General features: G+C 42.4%; 13 protein-coding genes. All 13 read left to right on the plus strand.

Annotation, left to right across the window (positions count from 1 at the left end; genetic code table 11):
- Positions 1-184: 184 nt before the first annotated feature.
- The 13 genes from BUF11_RS14815 (at position 185) to gatB (ending at position 15,288) form a co-directional block, all read left to right on the plus strand.
- Positions 185-1,183: an ABC transporter substrate-binding protein gene (locus BUF11_RS14815; protein ID WP_073589619.1), complete on the plus strand. Its 999-nt coding sequence runs from the start codon at positions 185-187 to the stop codon at positions 1,181-1,183.
- A gap of 106 nt (positions 1,184-1,289) precedes the next feature.
- Entirely contained in the window at positions 1,290-2,231 is a 942-nt protein-coding gene (locus tag BUF11_RS14820; RefSeq protein ID WP_073589620.1) for an ABC transporter permease, read from the plus strand.
- On the plus strand, positions 2,231-3,025 hold the full coding sequence (locus tag BUF11_RS14825; protein ID WP_073589621.1) for an ABC transporter ATP-binding protein: 795 nt from the start codon (positions 2,231-2,233) through the stop codon (positions 3,023-3,025). The genes BUF11_RS14820 and BUF11_RS14825 overlap by 1 nt, the downstream gene beginning before the upstream one ends.
- A 168-nt stretch (positions 3,026-3,193) precedes the next feature.
- On the plus strand, positions 3,194-4,225 hold the full coding sequence (locus BUF11_RS14830; protein ID WP_073589622.1) for an HD-GYP domain-containing protein: 1,032 nt from the start codon (positions 3,194-3,196) through the stop codon (positions 4,223-4,225).
- Positions 4,226-4,491: 266 nt separating this feature from the next.
- Positions 4,492-5,823: a type I glutamate--ammonia ligase gene (gene glnA / locus BUF11_RS14835; RefSeq protein ID WP_073589623.1), complete on the plus strand. Its 1,332-nt coding sequence runs from the start codon at positions 4,492-4,494 to the stop codon at positions 5,821-5,823.
- 41 nt (positions 5,824-5,864) lie between these two features.
- Positions 5,865-6,407 carry an ANTAR domain-containing response regulator gene (locus BUF11_RS14840; protein ID WP_073589624.1) on the plus strand — a complete coding sequence of 181 codons (543 nt, stop codon included), beginning with the start codon at positions 5,865-5,867 and terminating at the stop codon, positions 6,405-6,407.
- Positions 6,408-6,753: 346 nt separating this feature from the next.
- On the plus strand, positions 6,754-7,584 hold the full coding sequence (dapF, locus tag BUF11_RS14845) for a diaminopimelate epimerase (RefSeq protein ID WP_073589625.1): 831 nt from the start codon (positions 6,754-6,756) through the stop codon (positions 7,582-7,584).
- 289 nt (positions 7,585-7,873) lie between these two features.
- Positions 7,874-9,088: an LL-diaminopimelate aminotransferase gene (locus BUF11_RS14850; RefSeq protein ID WP_073589626.1), complete on the plus strand. Its 1,215-nt coding sequence runs from the start codon at positions 7,874-7,876 to the stop codon at positions 9,086-9,088.
- Entirely contained in the window at positions 9,085-10,146 is a 1,062-nt protein-coding gene (locus tag BUF11_RS14855; protein WP_073589627.1) for a S66 family peptidase, read from the plus strand. Before BUF11_RS14850 ends, BUF11_RS14855 begins: the two co-directional genes overlap by 4 nt.
- A gap of 502 nt (positions 10,147-10,648) precedes the next feature.
- A complete protein-coding gene (gene aspS / locus BUF11_RS14860; RefSeq protein ID WP_073589628.1) occupies positions 10,649-11,989 on the plus strand; it encodes an aspartate--tRNA(Asn) ligase in 1,341 nt (446 codons plus the stop codon).
- A gap of 97 nt (positions 11,990-12,086) precedes the next feature.
- Positions 12,087-12,374: an Asp-tRNA(Asn)/Glu-tRNA(Gln) amidotransferase subunit GatC gene (gene gatC / locus BUF11_RS14865; protein WP_073589629.1), complete on the plus strand. Its 288-nt coding sequence runs from the start codon at positions 12,087-12,089 to the stop codon at positions 12,372-12,374.
- 35 nt (positions 12,375-12,409) lie between these two features.
- Positions 12,410-13,861 carry an Asp-tRNA(Asn)/Glu-tRNA(Gln) amidotransferase subunit GatA gene (gatA, locus tag BUF11_RS14870; protein WP_073589630.1) on the plus strand — a complete coding sequence of 484 codons (1,452 nt, stop codon included), beginning with the start codon at positions 12,410-12,412 and terminating at the stop codon, positions 13,859-13,861.
- Positions 13,858-15,288 carry an Asp-tRNA(Asn)/Glu-tRNA(Gln) amidotransferase subunit GatB gene (gene gatB, locus BUF11_RS14875; RefSeq protein WP_073589631.1) on the plus strand — a complete coding sequence of 477 codons (1,431 nt, stop codon included), beginning with the start codon at positions 13,858-13,860 and terminating at the stop codon, positions 15,286-15,288. The genes gatA and gatB overlap by 4 nt, the downstream gene beginning before the upstream one ends.
- Positions 15,289-15,324: the final 36 nt, after the last annotated feature.

The following is a 15,324-nucleotide window of genomic DNA, read 5'->3' on the forward strand; positions in this document are numbered from 1 at the left end:
AAAAATAGAATAGTAAAATAATGAAATAAATGGGACTGGTGCTTTATTGTACCAGTCCTTTGCTGTATTAAAACATATTGACAAAATCCGCTTTTCATTGTACACTTTAACAAGTAAAAGTGTTAAACTACATAACTTTAAAGTAAAAGAGGAAATAAGGTTAGGGAAAAAGCAGGAGGAGAATATGAAGAAAAGAATATTAGCTGGCATATTAACAGCTTCATTGGTTGTGTTATCACTTACCGGCTGCGGCACCAAAGAAACCAGTACTTCCGGCAGCGGTGGAAAAGACGGAAAGGTATATCACATCGGCATCAATCAGTATGTGGAACATGCTGCTTTGGATGCTTCCTACAAAGGCTTTGTGGATGCGCTTGCGGAAGCTGGCTATGAGGAAGGAAAGAACCTTAAGCTTGACTATCAGGTAGCACAGGGAGATATGTCCACAGCCCAGACCATAGCCACGAAGTTAGTAAATGATGCTCCGGATCTTATACTTTCCATAGCTACACCTTCAGCACAGGCTGTTGCAAATGCTACGAAAGACATTCCTGTTCTGGTTACTGCGGTTACAGATCCTGCAGGTTCTCAGTTGGTAGCTTCCAATGAGGCACCGGGAGGAAATGTATCGGGTACTTCGGACCTTACACCGGTTAAGAAGCAGATAGAATTGTTAAAGCAGCTGATACCGGGAGCGAAGAAGGTTGCAATTCTTTATTCTTCTGCTGAAAGTAATTCGGTAATTCAGGCAGACATTGCCAAGCAGGCGATAAAAGATGCAGGAATGGAAAGCATGGACGCTACGGTTTCCAATACGAATGAGATCCAGCAGGTGGTGCAGTCTTTAGTTGGCAAAGTGGACGTAATTTATGCCCCTACCGATAATATGATAGCAGAATCAATGCCTACGGTAGCGCAGGTTGCAAATGCAAGCAAATTGCCTGTAATATGCGGAGAAGGCGGCATGGTAGATAACGGCGGTCTTGCAACTTATGGAATTGATTATTATGAACTTGGAAAATTAACAGGAGAGCAGGCTGTCAAAATCCTTGAAGGTACTGCAAAAATTGCTGATATGCCTATTGAATATCTGCCTGATGAAAAGTGTACCCTAAAGGTAAACGAAGATGTGGCAAAGCAACTGGGAATCACAATTCCGGAGGAATTACAGCAGAGCAAGTAATTTTGCCAAAGCAAGCAATTTTATTATAGGCCTGTCCCATCTCTGTAAGTGTTACAGGGAATGGGACAGTCTTTTGTTAATTCATAGGGAAGGTTAGGAAATTTATATGGTGACATTTGTACATTATTTACTTTCGGCACTGGGAGCTACTTCTCAGGGCTTTGCCTGGGCCATATTGGCAATTGGTGTTTACGTCTCCTTCCGTATTCTGGATTTTCCGGATATGACAAGTGAAGGAAGCTTTGCGTTAGGAGGAAGTGTCAGCGCTTTCTGTATAGCCGGATTTGGAATAAATCCAATCCTCTGTCTTTTGATATCAACCCTGGCGGGAATGGCAGCAGGTGCAGTTACCGGATTTCTTCATACGAAACTTAGAATTCCTCCTATTTTGGCAGGTATTCTTACCATGATAGCACTCTATTCGGTAAACTTAAGTATCATGGGTAAATCCAATACACCTCTTTTGGCGCAGAAGACAATATTATCAATGGCTAAGAGTTTGTTTCCATCCGGAGCAGAGTTAGGAATCAGTGATAATCTTCTCCAGATTATGATTACTATGGGCTTAGGTATTATATTTACAGTGCTGGTTATTCTATTGCTTTACTGGTTCTTAGGCACGGAAATCGGTTGTGCCATCAGAGCGACAGGCAACAATGAAGCCATGGTCCGTGCACAGGGGGCGAATACAGATGCCATGAAAATTATAGGACTAATGGTGGGCAACGGGCTTATTGCGCTTTCCGGCGGTCTTGTTGCACAGACACAGGGCTATGCGGATGTATCCATGGGTGTTGGAGCTATCGTAATCGGTCTGGCTTCTATCGTAATCGGAGAAGTAATATTCAGACGTGTGCTATCCTTTGCCAGCAGACTTATTTCCATTGTTGTCGGATCGATCATTTACCGTATAATAATAGCCTCCGTCCTGTTTATGGGCTTTAATTCAAATAATCTGAAACTGTTAACGGCCGTAATGGTAGCTGCAGCTTTATCCATACCTGTGTTTAAGAAGGATAAGGTAAGAATTGAAAAGGAGGCAGAATAATGCTTGATATTGGGGAATTATATAAGACCTTTAATGCATATACCATTAATGAAAAGAAAGTACTAAAGGGGTTGAACCTAACTTTAAACGAATCGGACTTTGTTACGGTTATCGGTGGAAATGGAGCTGGAAAATCCACCATGCTTAATATGATTGCAGGGGTACATTATCCGGACAGCGGCAATATCAGACTGGATGGAATTGATATTACCAGAATGCCTGAATATAAAAGAGCAAGCTATCTGGGCAGAGTATTTCAGGACCCTATGATGGGGACAGCTGCCGGTATGGAAATCGAAGAAAACCTGGCACTTGCCTACAGGAGAGGGAAAAGGAGAAGCTTTGGCTGGGGTATTACAAAAGCAGAAAAAGAATTATATGTAGAGCAGCTTAAAAAACTGGACTTGGGCCTTGAAAACAGGCTTACGACTAAGGTTGGTCTTCTTTCCGGGGGGCAGAGGCAGGCACTTACTCTTTTAATGTCAGCCTTAAAAAATCCTAAATTACTTCTGCTGGATGAGCATACGGCTGCCTTGGATCCAAAAACAGCGCAGAAGGTTTTAGAGCTGACTGAAAAGATCGTGAAGGAAAATTCCCTGACAGCACTGATGATAACCCATAATATGAAGCATGCAATTCAATACGGCAACCGGTTGATTATGATGCATGAGGGGAAAATCATCTATGATATTTCAGGAGAAGAAAAGAAACACCTCCATGTAAAGGACTTGCTGGATAAATTTGAAAGTGTAAGCGGAAGTGAGTTTGCTAATGACAGGATGCTGCTATCTTAACCATAAAATTGCAGAAATTGTAAGAAAAATTTAACTATATTTATAAAATTTAACATACTCATATTCGACAAATTATGTTATAATTATAACTTGGTAGTTTATTTTAGGAGAGGGGTTTTCTTTCGAAAAACTCTCCTGACAGAGTTACGTAATTGGAGGATATGGAGTATGAGATTTCTTTCCATAAATAAGGTTGAACCTGGTGCGATACTTGCAAAACCGCTTTATGGTAATCAGGGGGTTATTTTATTAAGGGAAAATGTTGTCTTGACTGAAAATATTGTGTCAAGACTGAAAGCAATGGGATATACAGGGTTATATATTGAGGATGAGATTTCAAAGGGTATCGTAATTGAAGATGTAGTAGATGAAGGACTTAAGCTTCGTACTGCTACAAGGTTAGAAGAAATTGTTAACGACAATGGAAATATAGCGGAAATGTTTCCTATGATTCAGGATATCGTCACAAGTGTTATCAATAATAAGGATGTTGAGCTTAATATGAGAAGCTTATGGGGGCATCATGAATACACTTACCTGCATTGTGTGAATGTAGCCATATTGGCTGCCAGCGTAGGGATTAAGATGAATCTTACGATAGAGGAGCTTATTTACCTGGGGACGGCAGGTATCCTTCATGATATCGGTAAAAATAAGATTCCGGCTGAGCTTTTAGACAAAAAGGGAAAGCTGACAGAGGAAGAATTCGGTATACTGAAAAAGCATCCTGAATTCGGTTATGATATGTTGAATGGTGCCAGAGAGTTAAGCAGTGTAACAAAGGCGGGAGTACTTCAGCATCATGAAAGATATGACGGTTCAGGATATCCAAAAGGTTTAAAAGGAAATGAGATAACCTTGTATGCCAGAATACTTGCGGTGGCAGATACCTATGATGCCATGACTTCGGACAGAGCCTACAGAGAGGCTTTTGCTCCTTCGGAAGCAGTGGAATATTTAATGGGAAACGGTGACCAGCTCTATGATAATCTTGTGATAGATGCATTCGTTAAATGCGTGACCATTTATCCGATTGGTTCCTGCGTTGAACTTAATAACGGTGTCAAGGCAGTTGTTGTTAAGAATTATCATGACTGTGTTCTGCGCCCCTTGATCAGAGTGATTGAAACCAAAGAAATGATTGATTTAAAAAATGATTCTGGTTACCTAAACATATGTATTACAAAGTTAATTATCTAATACAGGGCATTTTCCTGTTATAAGTATAATTTTATTGTATTGACAAACAATAATAGGACTGATATCATGATAAAAGCAAAAGGCGAAGATGTTCTTTTATAGACATTTTCGCTTATTTTTCATATACACCCATTGCATATCGCTAGTTTGCCGGTAGATTGCTTGCAATCTACACGATACTGCATAAATAAAGGGGTGCGAAAAATACATCATATTTTTCACACGTTAACTTTTGAAAATTAATCTTATTAAGGGAGAGGATTTTTATGAAGCATTTTTCTAAGCAGGATATTATCAGGATGGTGAAAGAGGAAGATGTTGAATTTATCCGGCTGCAGTTTACGGATATTTTCGGCAATTTAAAGAATGTAGCGGTTACCACCAGTCAGTTGGATAGGGTATTAGATAATAAATGCATGTTTGACGGCTCTTCGATCGAGGGTTTTGTAAGAATTGAAGAGTCTGATATGTACCTGTATCCGGACCTTGATACCTTTGAGATATTCCCGTGGAGGCCGCAGCAGGGAAAGGTAGCCAGATTTATCTGTGATGTTTACAGGCCTGACGGTACCCCATTTGAAGGTGATCCCAGATTTATTCTAAAGAAAGTGGTAGAGGAAGCAAAGGAAATGGGATATACCTTTCAGGTAGGCCCTGAATGTGAGTTTTTCCTGTTTAATACTCTGGATAATGGGGAACCCAGTATCGACACCATGGAAAAAGGTGGCTACTTTGATGTCGGACCCCTTGATAATGGAGAAAATGCCAGGCGTGAGATGGTTCTTACACTGGAAGATATGGGTTTTATTATAGAGGCATCCCATCATGAGGTTGCTCCGGCCCAGCATGAGATTGATCTTAAATATGACCATGCCTTAAAGACGGCTGATAACATTATGACCTTTAAGTTGGTAGTAAGGACGGTTGCCAAACGGCATGGACTCCATGCTACTTTTATGCCAAAGCCAAAATTCGGTGTAAATGGTTCCGGCATGCACATTAATATGTCCCTTAATAAGGATGGTAAGAATATTTTTGATAATTCAGACGGTAAGCTTGGTCTTAGCGAAGAAGCCTATCATTTCATCGCCGGAATTTTAAAGCATATGGAGGGGATGGTAGCTATCACCAATCCCCTTGTGAATTCTTATAAGAGGCTGACTCCGGGCTATGAGGCACCGGTTTATGTCGCATGGAGTGCTACGAACAGAAGTTCCTTAATCCGAATACCTGCTGCAAGGGGAACTAACGCAAGAATAGAGCTTAGATGTCCCGATTCTGCTGCTAATCCTTATCTTGCACTGGCTGTATGCCTGGCTGCTGGTCTGGATGGTATTAAGAATAAGCTGACTCCTCCGGATAGCGTGGATCAGAATATCCTTGAGATGAGCGAAGAGACGAAAGCCGCCCAAAATATCAGGAGCCTCCCTTCAAGCCTGAAAGAGGCACTGGATGCTCTTGAAAAGGATGAATTAATCAAAGGAGTTTTAGGAGAACACACAACCAATAAGTACCTTGAAGCAAAGTATCAGGAATGGAACCAGTATGTTATTCAGGTATCAGATTGGGAAATTGATCAATACTTGCACCGCATATAGTTGATACTCGTTATGCTAGATAAGTGTGGAGGTGGTCAAATGTGCCCAGTATAATAATAGCTTTTCCTAAAATCGAGGATGCAGTAAACATAAAGAATGTTCTGGTAAGAAACGGATACGGAGTAAACGCAACCTGCACCACAGGGGCACAGGTTGTAACCATTGCAAATGAGCTGGATGACGGTATTATAATATGCGGTTACCGTTTTTCAGATATGCATTACAGCCAATTAAACGGATACCTTCCCAAAGGATTTGAGATGCTGCTCATTGCTTCAGCCAATAAGCTGGAGGAATGTACGGATAATAATATTGTCTGTCTAAGCATGCCCATTAAAATGGCGGATTTAATCAGTACTCTGGAAATGATGCATTATAATATATCGCGCCGCAGAAAGAGAGAAAAGGATAAGCCCAAAGCCAGAACGGAAGAAGAAAAAGCAATTATCAGCAAAGCAAAACTGGTACTCATGGAACGTAATAATATGACAGAAGAAGAAGCGCACCGGTATATACAAAAAAACAGCATGGACAGCGGTACAAATATGGTAGAAATGGCAGAAATGATTCTTCGCTTGATGTAGGTTAGGGGCTAGTGTGAAAAATAGAAAGCATTTTTCACTTTCTATTTGGGCAGTATCGCAAGTAAACTTGCGGTATGCAGGGGGGCTAGTGTGAAAATCAGAAAAGCATTTTCACTTTCTATTTATGGCAGTACCGCAAGCAGGCTTGCGGTATGCAGGGGGCTATGGTAAAATGGGTATGGATTCTTTGTCCTGGGCTATTTTTCCATGGCCCTTTTGACAGCACTATTTGCAATACATAAAGCATTTTTGAAGTATTTTCGCTTAAAAATGTTATTTACAATATTGATAAACAGTAGAAGAAATTTATTGGGAAAATTATATATGTTGATAAGCGGAGGTATCTATGAAGTTTACGAAAATGCATGGCTGTGGGAATGATTATGTTTATGTGAATTGTTTAAGAGAAAGAGTAACGAATCCATCGGAACTGGCTATTGCTGTCAGTGACAGGCATTTTGGAATCGGTTCTGACGGATTGATTCTTATAAAGGCTTCTGATGAGGCGGATTTTATGATGGATATGTATAATGCAGACGGCTCTTCCTCCGCTATGTGCGGAAATGGAATCCGCTGTGTTGCCAAATACGTCTATGATTATGGCCTTACCAAAGAGAAGAATATCACGATTGAGACAGGCGCAGGTATTAAATACCTGACACTTACAGCAGAGGATGATAAAGTCACCTCGGTAACTGTTGACATGGGGCATCCTATAACAAAGCCTTCCATGATCCCTGTGAAAGGGGAAGAGGAAAGAATTGTTGCAAAGCCTATTATGGCAGGCGAAGAAGAATACAAGGTTACCTGTGTTTCTATGGGCAATCCTCATGCGGTAGTGTTTGTAGAGGATACAAAGAAAGTTGAAATAGAGAAAGTAGGTCCGCTCTTTGAGCATCATGAGTGGTTCCCGGAAAGAACCAACACAGAATTTATCCATATAGTTGACAGAAAGAATATAGAGATGCGGGTGTGGGAGAGAGGTTCCGGAGAGACCCTGGCCTGTGGTACCGGTGCCTGTGCCAGTGTTTATGCCTGTATATTAAACGGGTTTACAGAGGATGAGGTAAAAGTCCAGCTTCTCGGTGGAGAGCTTACCATACGTTATGACAGAGAGAAGGACGTTATCCTTATGACCGGACCTGCTGTTACCGTATTTGATGGCGAATTGTTATAGAAAGCTATGGACCGGGCCGGGGGCTTAGTGTGAATTATTGAAAAGCATAATTCACACAAATGCCTGCGAAATCCCCGGCACAAACTTGAGGTGTACAGAGGAAGGCATGGGAGCTAGGAATAGCAGATGCTGGTAAGATAAGCCTCTGACCGGTAAATATAATATAAAACAGAGTGAAAGAAAATTTAGTTACGAAAGGATGCCACATACAGCTTCTTTCACTCAATTTTTGTGGCGGTATTGCAGACTGGTCTGCGGGCAAGCCTGCGATATGCAATGGGTGTAAAATATGTTTAAAATCAATGAGAATTATCTGAAACTGCCGGGAAGCTACCTTTTTTCCGATATTGCAAAGAAAGTAAAAGCTTTCGGGGAAGCCAATCCGGATAAGAAAATCATTCGTTTAGGTATTGGCGATGTAACCCTTCCCCTTGCACCAGCCGTTATTTCTGCCCTTCACAAAGCAACGGATGAAATGGCTGTGAAGGACACATTTAAGGGCTATTCACCGGATCTTGGATATGAGTTTTTAAGAAGCCTGATTGCAGAACATGATTATAAGGCAAGGGGAGTAGAGCTTGCCCTTGATGAAATCTTTATCAGTGACGGTGCCAAGAGTGATTCTGCCAATATTCAGGAAATCTTCGGACAGGATAACAAAATTGCCGTATGCGACCCTGTTTATCCTGTTTATGTGGACTCCAATGTTATGGCAGGAAGAACAGGAGATTACCTTTCTGAAACAGGAAAATGGACAAAGGTAATTTATATGCCTTGTACCAAGGAAACGAATTTTGCACCGGAATTCCCGAAGGAAGAGCCGGATATTATTTATCTGTGCTTCCCTAATAACCCCACCGGCTCCACGGTCAATAAGAAACAGCTTCAGGAATGGGTGGATTATGCGAATAAGGTTGGTGCGGTGATTATTTATGATGCTGCTTATGAGGCCTATATCTCCGAAGAGGATGTTCCTCATACCATCTATGAATGTGAAGGTGCAAAGACCTGTGCCATAGAGCTTAGAAGTTTTTCTAAAAATGCCGGATTTACCGGTACAAGACTTGGATTTACGGTAATACCCAAGGAATTAAAGGCAGGAGAGGTTTCACTTAACAGTCTGTGGGCAAGACGTCACGGCACTAAGTTCAATGGAGCACCCTATATCATTCAGGCAGCAGGAGCAGCCGTATACAGCGAAGAAGGAAAGAAGCAGACCAGGGAACAGATTGCTTATTACATGAACAATGCCCGTGTTATCAAAGAAGGGCTGGAGAGTTCCGGCTATACCGTATCCGGCGGTGTGAATGCACCTTATATCTGGTTAAAGACACCGGATAAGATGACCTCCTGGGAATACTTTGATTACCTGTTAAAAGAGGCAAATGTTGTAGGCACACCCGGTTCCGGCTTTGGCCCCAGCGGAGAAGGCTACTTCAGACTGACAGCTTTTGGAACCTATGAAAATACTGTAGAAGCTATTGAACGTATAAAGAAATTATGATTTATCCGAATTTTATAACCGGGAATGACCTCATAGCCGTTGCCGCACCTTCTGACGGAAACCAGGAAAAAACAGATTTTAACAGACTTGATAATGCTGTATTAAACTTTAAAAACAGAGGTTTTCAGGTGATTGAAGGCCCGCTGGTACGTAAGAGTGAGAAAGGGCGAAGCGGCAGCGGAAAAGATAGAGGCAAAGAATTAAATGATCTTTTGAAAAACAAGGAAATTAAGTGGATTATAGGAACAAAGGGCGGAGACTTTCTGGTGGAGATGCTCCCATACTTTGATTATGAAGCTATAAAAAGGCGTCCTGTCTGGTATCAGGGCTTTTCGGACAATACAGGGCTGACCTTTACCATTACTACTAGGTGTGATATTGCAACCATATATGGCAGTAATTTTAACAGCTTTGGAATGAGCGAATGGCATCCTGCCTTGGAAAATAACTTAAAGGTACTTATGGGAAAAAATACTTTGTCAGGAGAAGCAGCCCTTACGGGAGAATCTCTCCTTGCAGGAAGTGCCGTTCTGCAAGAGAGCTTTGATTTGTATGAAGACGGTTATTATGACAGAATTACCGGTCTTGAAGGCTATGTACTGACAAAGCCTGTTGTACTAAAGCAAATTGCCGGAAAGGAAGGAGAACCCGTAAAGGGACGGCTTCTTGGAGGCTGTCTTGATGTCCTGTTAAACCTTTGCGGGACCCGGTTTGATAATACACTTTCTTTTATCGAAGGGTATAAGGAAGATGGAATCCTTTGGTACCTGGAAAGCTTTGCCTTAAACAGCGACAGCTTAATCAGGGGTCTGTGGCAGCTTAAGGAAGCCGGATGGTTTCAGTATGCGAAAGGCTTTGTATTTGGAAGATCTGCCTTCTGCGAAGAGAGCTACGGCATCTCCTATGAAGAAGCGGTAACCTCGGTGGTAAAGGATGTTCCCATTATAATAAATGCAGATATCGGACATAAGGCGCCCAGTCTGACTATTATAAACGGCAGTATGGGAAGCTTTGTGTGCAGGGACGGTAAGGGAAGTCTTACAATGGAATACCGGTAAGCATAGAATGCAGCAGCTTTCTGCACTGTTTTAGAAGTTTAGTGTGAAAAAGTAAATTACCCCTTGCCAGATAATATTTAATGTGATATTATAGCTTACAAATAAAATTTTGTAATTGAATATTTATAAAGGCTAAGAAAGAGACTGACCTTTGGGGATTTCACTTATTAACAGGAATGGCACGCCACCGACTGAGAGCATGCCTTTGGTGATAGCTATTGGAAGGAACACTCTGGAGCCCATAAGCTGAAAAAATTATAGTAGGTTTATGCGCGGCACGCGTTAAGTGCTATGAGAGGAAAGTTTACTTTCAACGCGGGTGGTACCGCGGGTTATTCTCTTAACGTAAGACGATTGCCTTTTGCAGTTGCTGTTGAATTCCCGTCCCGGATATTTATGTGTTTTTTCGCATGAATATCCGGGACTTATTTTTTTAGCCAAAACCCTGAAACACAATGCCAGGCAGCTGCCTGATGAATGAATGGACTTAAGGAGGAGCACAATGGAGTTTGTAAAAGGAATTAAGGAAAAAGAAACAGTAGAGATCAGTGATATACTCACCGGTGGCTGGTTTGACAGGGAAGTATCTGTAAGAGGAGCTGTCCACACGGTAAGGGATATGGGGGAATTCTCCTTTGTGGTTCTTCGCAAGTATGAAGGCCTGGTGCAGTGTGTTTTTGAGGACGGCAAGGTAGAAGGCATGGAAGCTAAGACCGTCAGGGAAGGAATGACCATTGAAGTAAAAGGAGCAGTATCCAGGGAAGAGAGGGCACCGGGTGGTTTTGAATTAAGGGTTTCAGAAGTCAAGGTACTTTCAGAGCCTGCAAAGGATTCCGTAATGCCCATTCCCATCAGTAAATGGAAAATGAGTACCTCATTGGAAACCAAGCTTTCCTTACGTCCCATAGCATTAAGGAATATAAGAGAGAGAGCCATTTTTAAGATACAGGAAGGAATTGTAAGAGGATTCCGTGATTTCTTATTCCGGAATCATTTTACCGAAATACGGACACCTAAGATTGTGGCCGGAAATGCAGAAGGCGGTGCCAATGTATTTAAGTTAGAGTACTTTGGGAAGAAAGCTTTCTTAGCCCAGAGTCCCCAGGTATATAAGCAGACCATGGTCGGGGTATATGACAGGGTATTCGAGGCAGCACCGGTATTCCGTGCAGAAAAGCATAACACTACAAGACATTTGAATGAGTACACCAGTCTTGACTTTGAGATGGGGTATATCGATGGCTTTGAAGATATCATGGATATGGAGGCAGCAATTCTTACCTATATTTTTGAATTGCTGAAAAAAGAATACCAGAAGGAGCTTAAGCTGTTGAATATAGAACTGCCTTCCACAGAGAACATACCGGCAGTAAGATTTGACGAAGCAAAACAGCTGGTATCTGAAAAATATAACCGTAAGATAAAAAACCCCTATGATTTAGAGCCGGAGGAAGAGATTCTGATCGGAAGGTATTTTAAAGAGGAATATGGCAGTGATTTTGTGTTTGTAACCCATTATCCTTCCAAGAAAAGACCCTTCTATGCAATGGATGACCCGGCAGACAATAAATTCACCTTAAGCTTTGACCTGTTATTTAAGGGGATGGAAGTAACCACCGGCGGACAGAGAATTCACAGTTACGAAGCACAGGTGGAAAAGATGCTAAAGAGAGGAATGGACCCGGCGGATTTTACCGATTATCTGATGATATTCAAGCATGGTATGCCTCCTCACGGCGGTCTTGGAATCGGACTGGAACGTCTGACTATGAAGATATTAGATGAACAGAATGTAAGGGAAACCACTCTGTTTCCAAGGGACGTATCAAGACTGGAGCCTTAATAATAAAGCTGGATTAGGTTCAAAGTAATTAAATTGAGGCACAGATAAAAATATAAAAAGTCCCTGTAAATGTGAGAGGGACGGACAGGAGGCAATAGTGGAAATTACGGATAAAACCATAGAATATGTTGCAGCCCTTGCAAAACTTGAGCTGACACAGGAGGAAAAAGAAAAGGCAAAGACGGACCTCGGAAGCATAATAGGATATATGGCAACGATGAATGAACTGGATACCGAAGGGATAAAACCCATGTCCCATGTGTTCCCTATCCATAATGTATTCCGGGAAGACGTTGTAGAAAACGGACCTGACAGGGATGCTCTTCTTGAAAATGCACCGGCTAAGAAGGACGGATGCTTTATGGTACCTAAGACAGTTGAGTAGCAGATAAGTTTAGCAAGTAAGAAAAGAGGTCAAGCATGGATATTACCAAATTATCAGCCCTGGAATTGGGAAAGAAAATCAAAGAAAAAGAAATATCAGCAGCAGAGGCAGTCAGTCTTCAGATAGACAGGATAAAAGAAAAGGATTCAGAATATAACTGCTATATATCAGTTCTGGAGGAAAGGGCTTTATCAGAAGCGAAGGAAGTACAAAAAAGAATCGATGGCGGTGAATTGGCAGATGCTCCTTTAGCGGGAGTACCTATTGCAGTAAAGGACAATATCTGCACCAAAGGGATAAAGACCACTTGCGGTTCTAAAATATTATATAACTTTATACCGCCCTATAACGCTACTGTAGTAGAGAAATTAAAGGCCCAGGGAGCGGTTATCATAGGTAAGACCAATATGGACGAGTTCGCCATGGGAAGCACCACAGAGACTTCTTATTTCGGGATTACCAAAAATCCCAGGAACACGGAGCATGTACCCGGAGGTTCCAGCGGCGGTTCTGCGGCGGCAGTTGCGGCAGATGAAGCTTTTTATGCGTTAGGCTCTGACACCGGCGGTTCTATCAGGCAGCCCAGTGCTTTCTGCGGTGTAACAGGTATTAAGCCCACCTATGGTACCGTATCCCGTTATGGACTTGTAGCCTATGCCTCTTCCTTAGACCAGATAGGACCTATCGGAAAGAATGTGGCGGACTGTGCGGCAGCACTTGACATTATATCCGGTCATGATAAGAAGGATTCCACCAGCGTTCCTACAGAAAGCTATGGTTATTTAAAAGTGCTGGGTGAGGACATTAAGGGAATGAAGATAGGAATTCCGAAAGGGTATCTTGGAAGCGGGCTTTCGGAAGAAATCAAGAGAAGTATCTTAGCAGCAGCAAAGGAACTGGAAAAGCAGGGCGCTTCTATTGAAGAATTCGACCTGGAGGCTGTGGAATATGCCATTCCTGCCTATTATGTAATTGCATCCGCAGAAGCCAGCTCAAACCTTTCCCGTTATGACGGTATCAAATACGGATTCCGCACAGAGGATTTTGAAGGACTTCAGGAGGTCTATAAGAAGACCAGAAGCGAAGGCTTTGGCAATGAGGTAAAGCGCAGAATGATGATTGGTGCTTTTGTGCTAAGCTCCGGTTATTATGATGCTTACTATAACAAGGCATTAAGGGTAAAAGCCCTGATTAAGGAAGGTTTTGACAGAGCTTTTGATAAATATGATATTATACTTGGTCCCACAGCACCGGCTACAGCACCGAGAATCGGAGAGAGCTTATCCGATCCCTTACAGATGTATCTTGGAGATATCTATACCGTATCTGTTAACCTTACAGGGCTTCCGGCTATCAGTCTTCCCTGCGGAACAGATAAGATGGGGCTTCCTATCGGACTTCAGCTGATCGGAAAGCATTTTGGCGAAAGAGATATCTTAAAAGCGGCTTACCTCTTTGAACAAACAAGAAAGGAAGTGGTGCTATGAAAACATACGAAACCGTCATAGGTCTGGAAGTCCATGTAGAGCTGGCAACGAAGACGAAAATCTTCTGCGGCTGCACCACTTTGTTCGGCGGAGAACCTAACACCCATTGCTGTCCGGTGTGTACCGGTATGCCGGGAACTCTTCCCGTATTAAACGGAAAGGTTGTGGAATTTGCCATTGCGGCAGGACTTGCCACGGGCTGCGAGATAAACCAGAACTGCAAATTCGACCGTAAGAATTACTTCTATCCCGACCTTCCAAAGGCTTATCAGGTATCGCAGTTATATCTTCCTATCTGCCACGACGGAGGAATTGAGATTGAAACTTCCGCAGGAAAGAAAGTGGTTGGAATTCATGAAATCCATATGGAAGAGGATGCCGGTAAGCTGATACATGACCCGTGGGAAGATTGTACTTTAGTGGATTACAACCGCTGCGGCGTTCCTTTAATTGAGATTGTAAGTGATCCGGATATGAGAAGTGCCGAAGAGGTTATTGCCTATCTGGAGAAACTTAAGCTTATATTGCAATATCTTGGAGTATCCGACTGCAAGATGCAGGAGGGCTCTCTAAGAGCAGATATTAACCTTTCTGTCAGGGAGATGGGAGCGAAGGAATTCGGGACCAGAACAGAAATGAAGAATATGAACTCCTTTAAGGCTATTGCGAGAGCCATTGAAGGAGAAAGAAAGCGTCAGATAGAGGTACTGGAATATGGCAAGGTGATCACTCAGGAAACCAGGCGCTGGGATGATAACAAAGATACCAGCTTTGCTATGCGTTCCAAGGAGGATGCACAGGATTACCGCTACTTCCCCGAGCCTGACCTGGTGCCTATTGTAATTAGTGATGAATGGCTTTTAGAGATTGAGAACCGCCAGCCCGAGCTTCGGGATGAGAAGATGCTCCGCTATGAGAAAGAATATGACATTCCTGCTTATGATGCAGGCATTATAACAGGTTCCAAGCACCTGGCAGACCTTTTTGAAGAAACCGTTGCCCTCTGCGGCAGACCGAAGGAAGTCTCCAACTGGCTGATGGTAGAGACCATGCGCCTGTTAAAGGAAGAGGAGAAGGAGCCGGAGGATATTACCTTTAGTGCAGAGCATCTTGCGGGACTGATAAAGCTCATTGGAGACAATAAGATTAACAGGACAGTTGCCAAGGAAGTATTTGAGAAGATATTCAAGGACAACATTGATCCGGTTAAATATGTGGAGGAAAAGGGACTTTCCATGGTAAGTGATGAGGGAGTATTAAAAGCCACCATCGAAAAGATTATTGCAGAAAACCCTGCCTCTGTAAATGACTATAGAAGCGGCAAGGAAAAGGCACTTGGTTTCTTAGTGGGCCAGACTATGAAGGAAATGAAGGGAAAAGCAGACCCAGGTGCAATTAACAAAATTTTAAAGGAATTACTGGATTAATTATATAATGGGGCTGCTGCATTTTAAATTTGCAGC

Origin of the sequence: Anaerocolumna xylanovorans DSM 12503 (assembly GCF_900143645.1) — a bacterium.
Classification (GTDB): Bacteria; Bacillota; Clostridia; order Lachnospirales; family Lachnospiraceae; genus Anaerocolumna; species Anaerocolumna xylanovorans.

Bases quoted from the DNA above. Each gene is read 5' to 3' on its own strand.
- BUF11_RS14815 (WP_073589619.1), top strand. From the start codon at position 185: ATGAAGAAAAGAATATTAGCTGGCATATTAACAGCTTCATTGGTTGTG.
- BUF11_RS14820 (WP_073589620.1), top strand. From the start codon at position 1,290: ATGGTGACATTTGTACATTATTTACTTTCGGCACTGGGAGCTACTTCT.
- BUF11_RS14825 (WP_073589621.1), top strand. From the start codon at position 2,231: ATGCTTGATATTGGGGAATTATATAAGACCTTTAATGCATATACCATT.
- BUF11_RS14830 (WP_073589622.1), top strand. From the start codon at position 3,194: ATGAGATTTCTTTCCATAAATAAGGTTGAACCTGGTGCGATACTTGCA.
- glnA (WP_073589623.1), top strand. From the start codon at position 4,492: ATGAAGCATTTTTCTAAGCAGGATATTATCAGGATGGTGAAAGAGGAA.
- dapF (WP_073589625.1), top strand. From the start codon at position 6,754: ATGAAGTTTACGAAAATGCATGGCTGTGGGAATGATTATGTTTATGTG.
- BUF11_RS14850 (WP_073589626.1), top strand. From the start codon at position 7,874: ATGTTTAAAATCAATGAGAATTATCTGAAACTGCCGGGAAGCTACCTT.
- BUF11_RS14855 (WP_073589627.1), top strand. From the start codon at position 9,085: ATGATTTATCCGAATTTTATAACCGGGAATGACCTCATAGCCGTTGCC.
- aspS (WP_073589628.1), top strand. From the start codon at position 10,649: ATGGAGTTTGTAAAAGGAATTAAGGAAAAAGAAACAGTAGAGATCAGT.
- gatA (WP_073589630.1), top strand. From the start codon at position 12,410: ATGGATATTACCAAATTATCAGCCCTGGAATTGGGAAAGAAAATCAAA.
- gatB (WP_073589631.1), top strand. From the start codon at position 13,858: ATGAAAACATACGAAACCGTCATAGGTCTGGAAGTCCATGTAGAGCTG.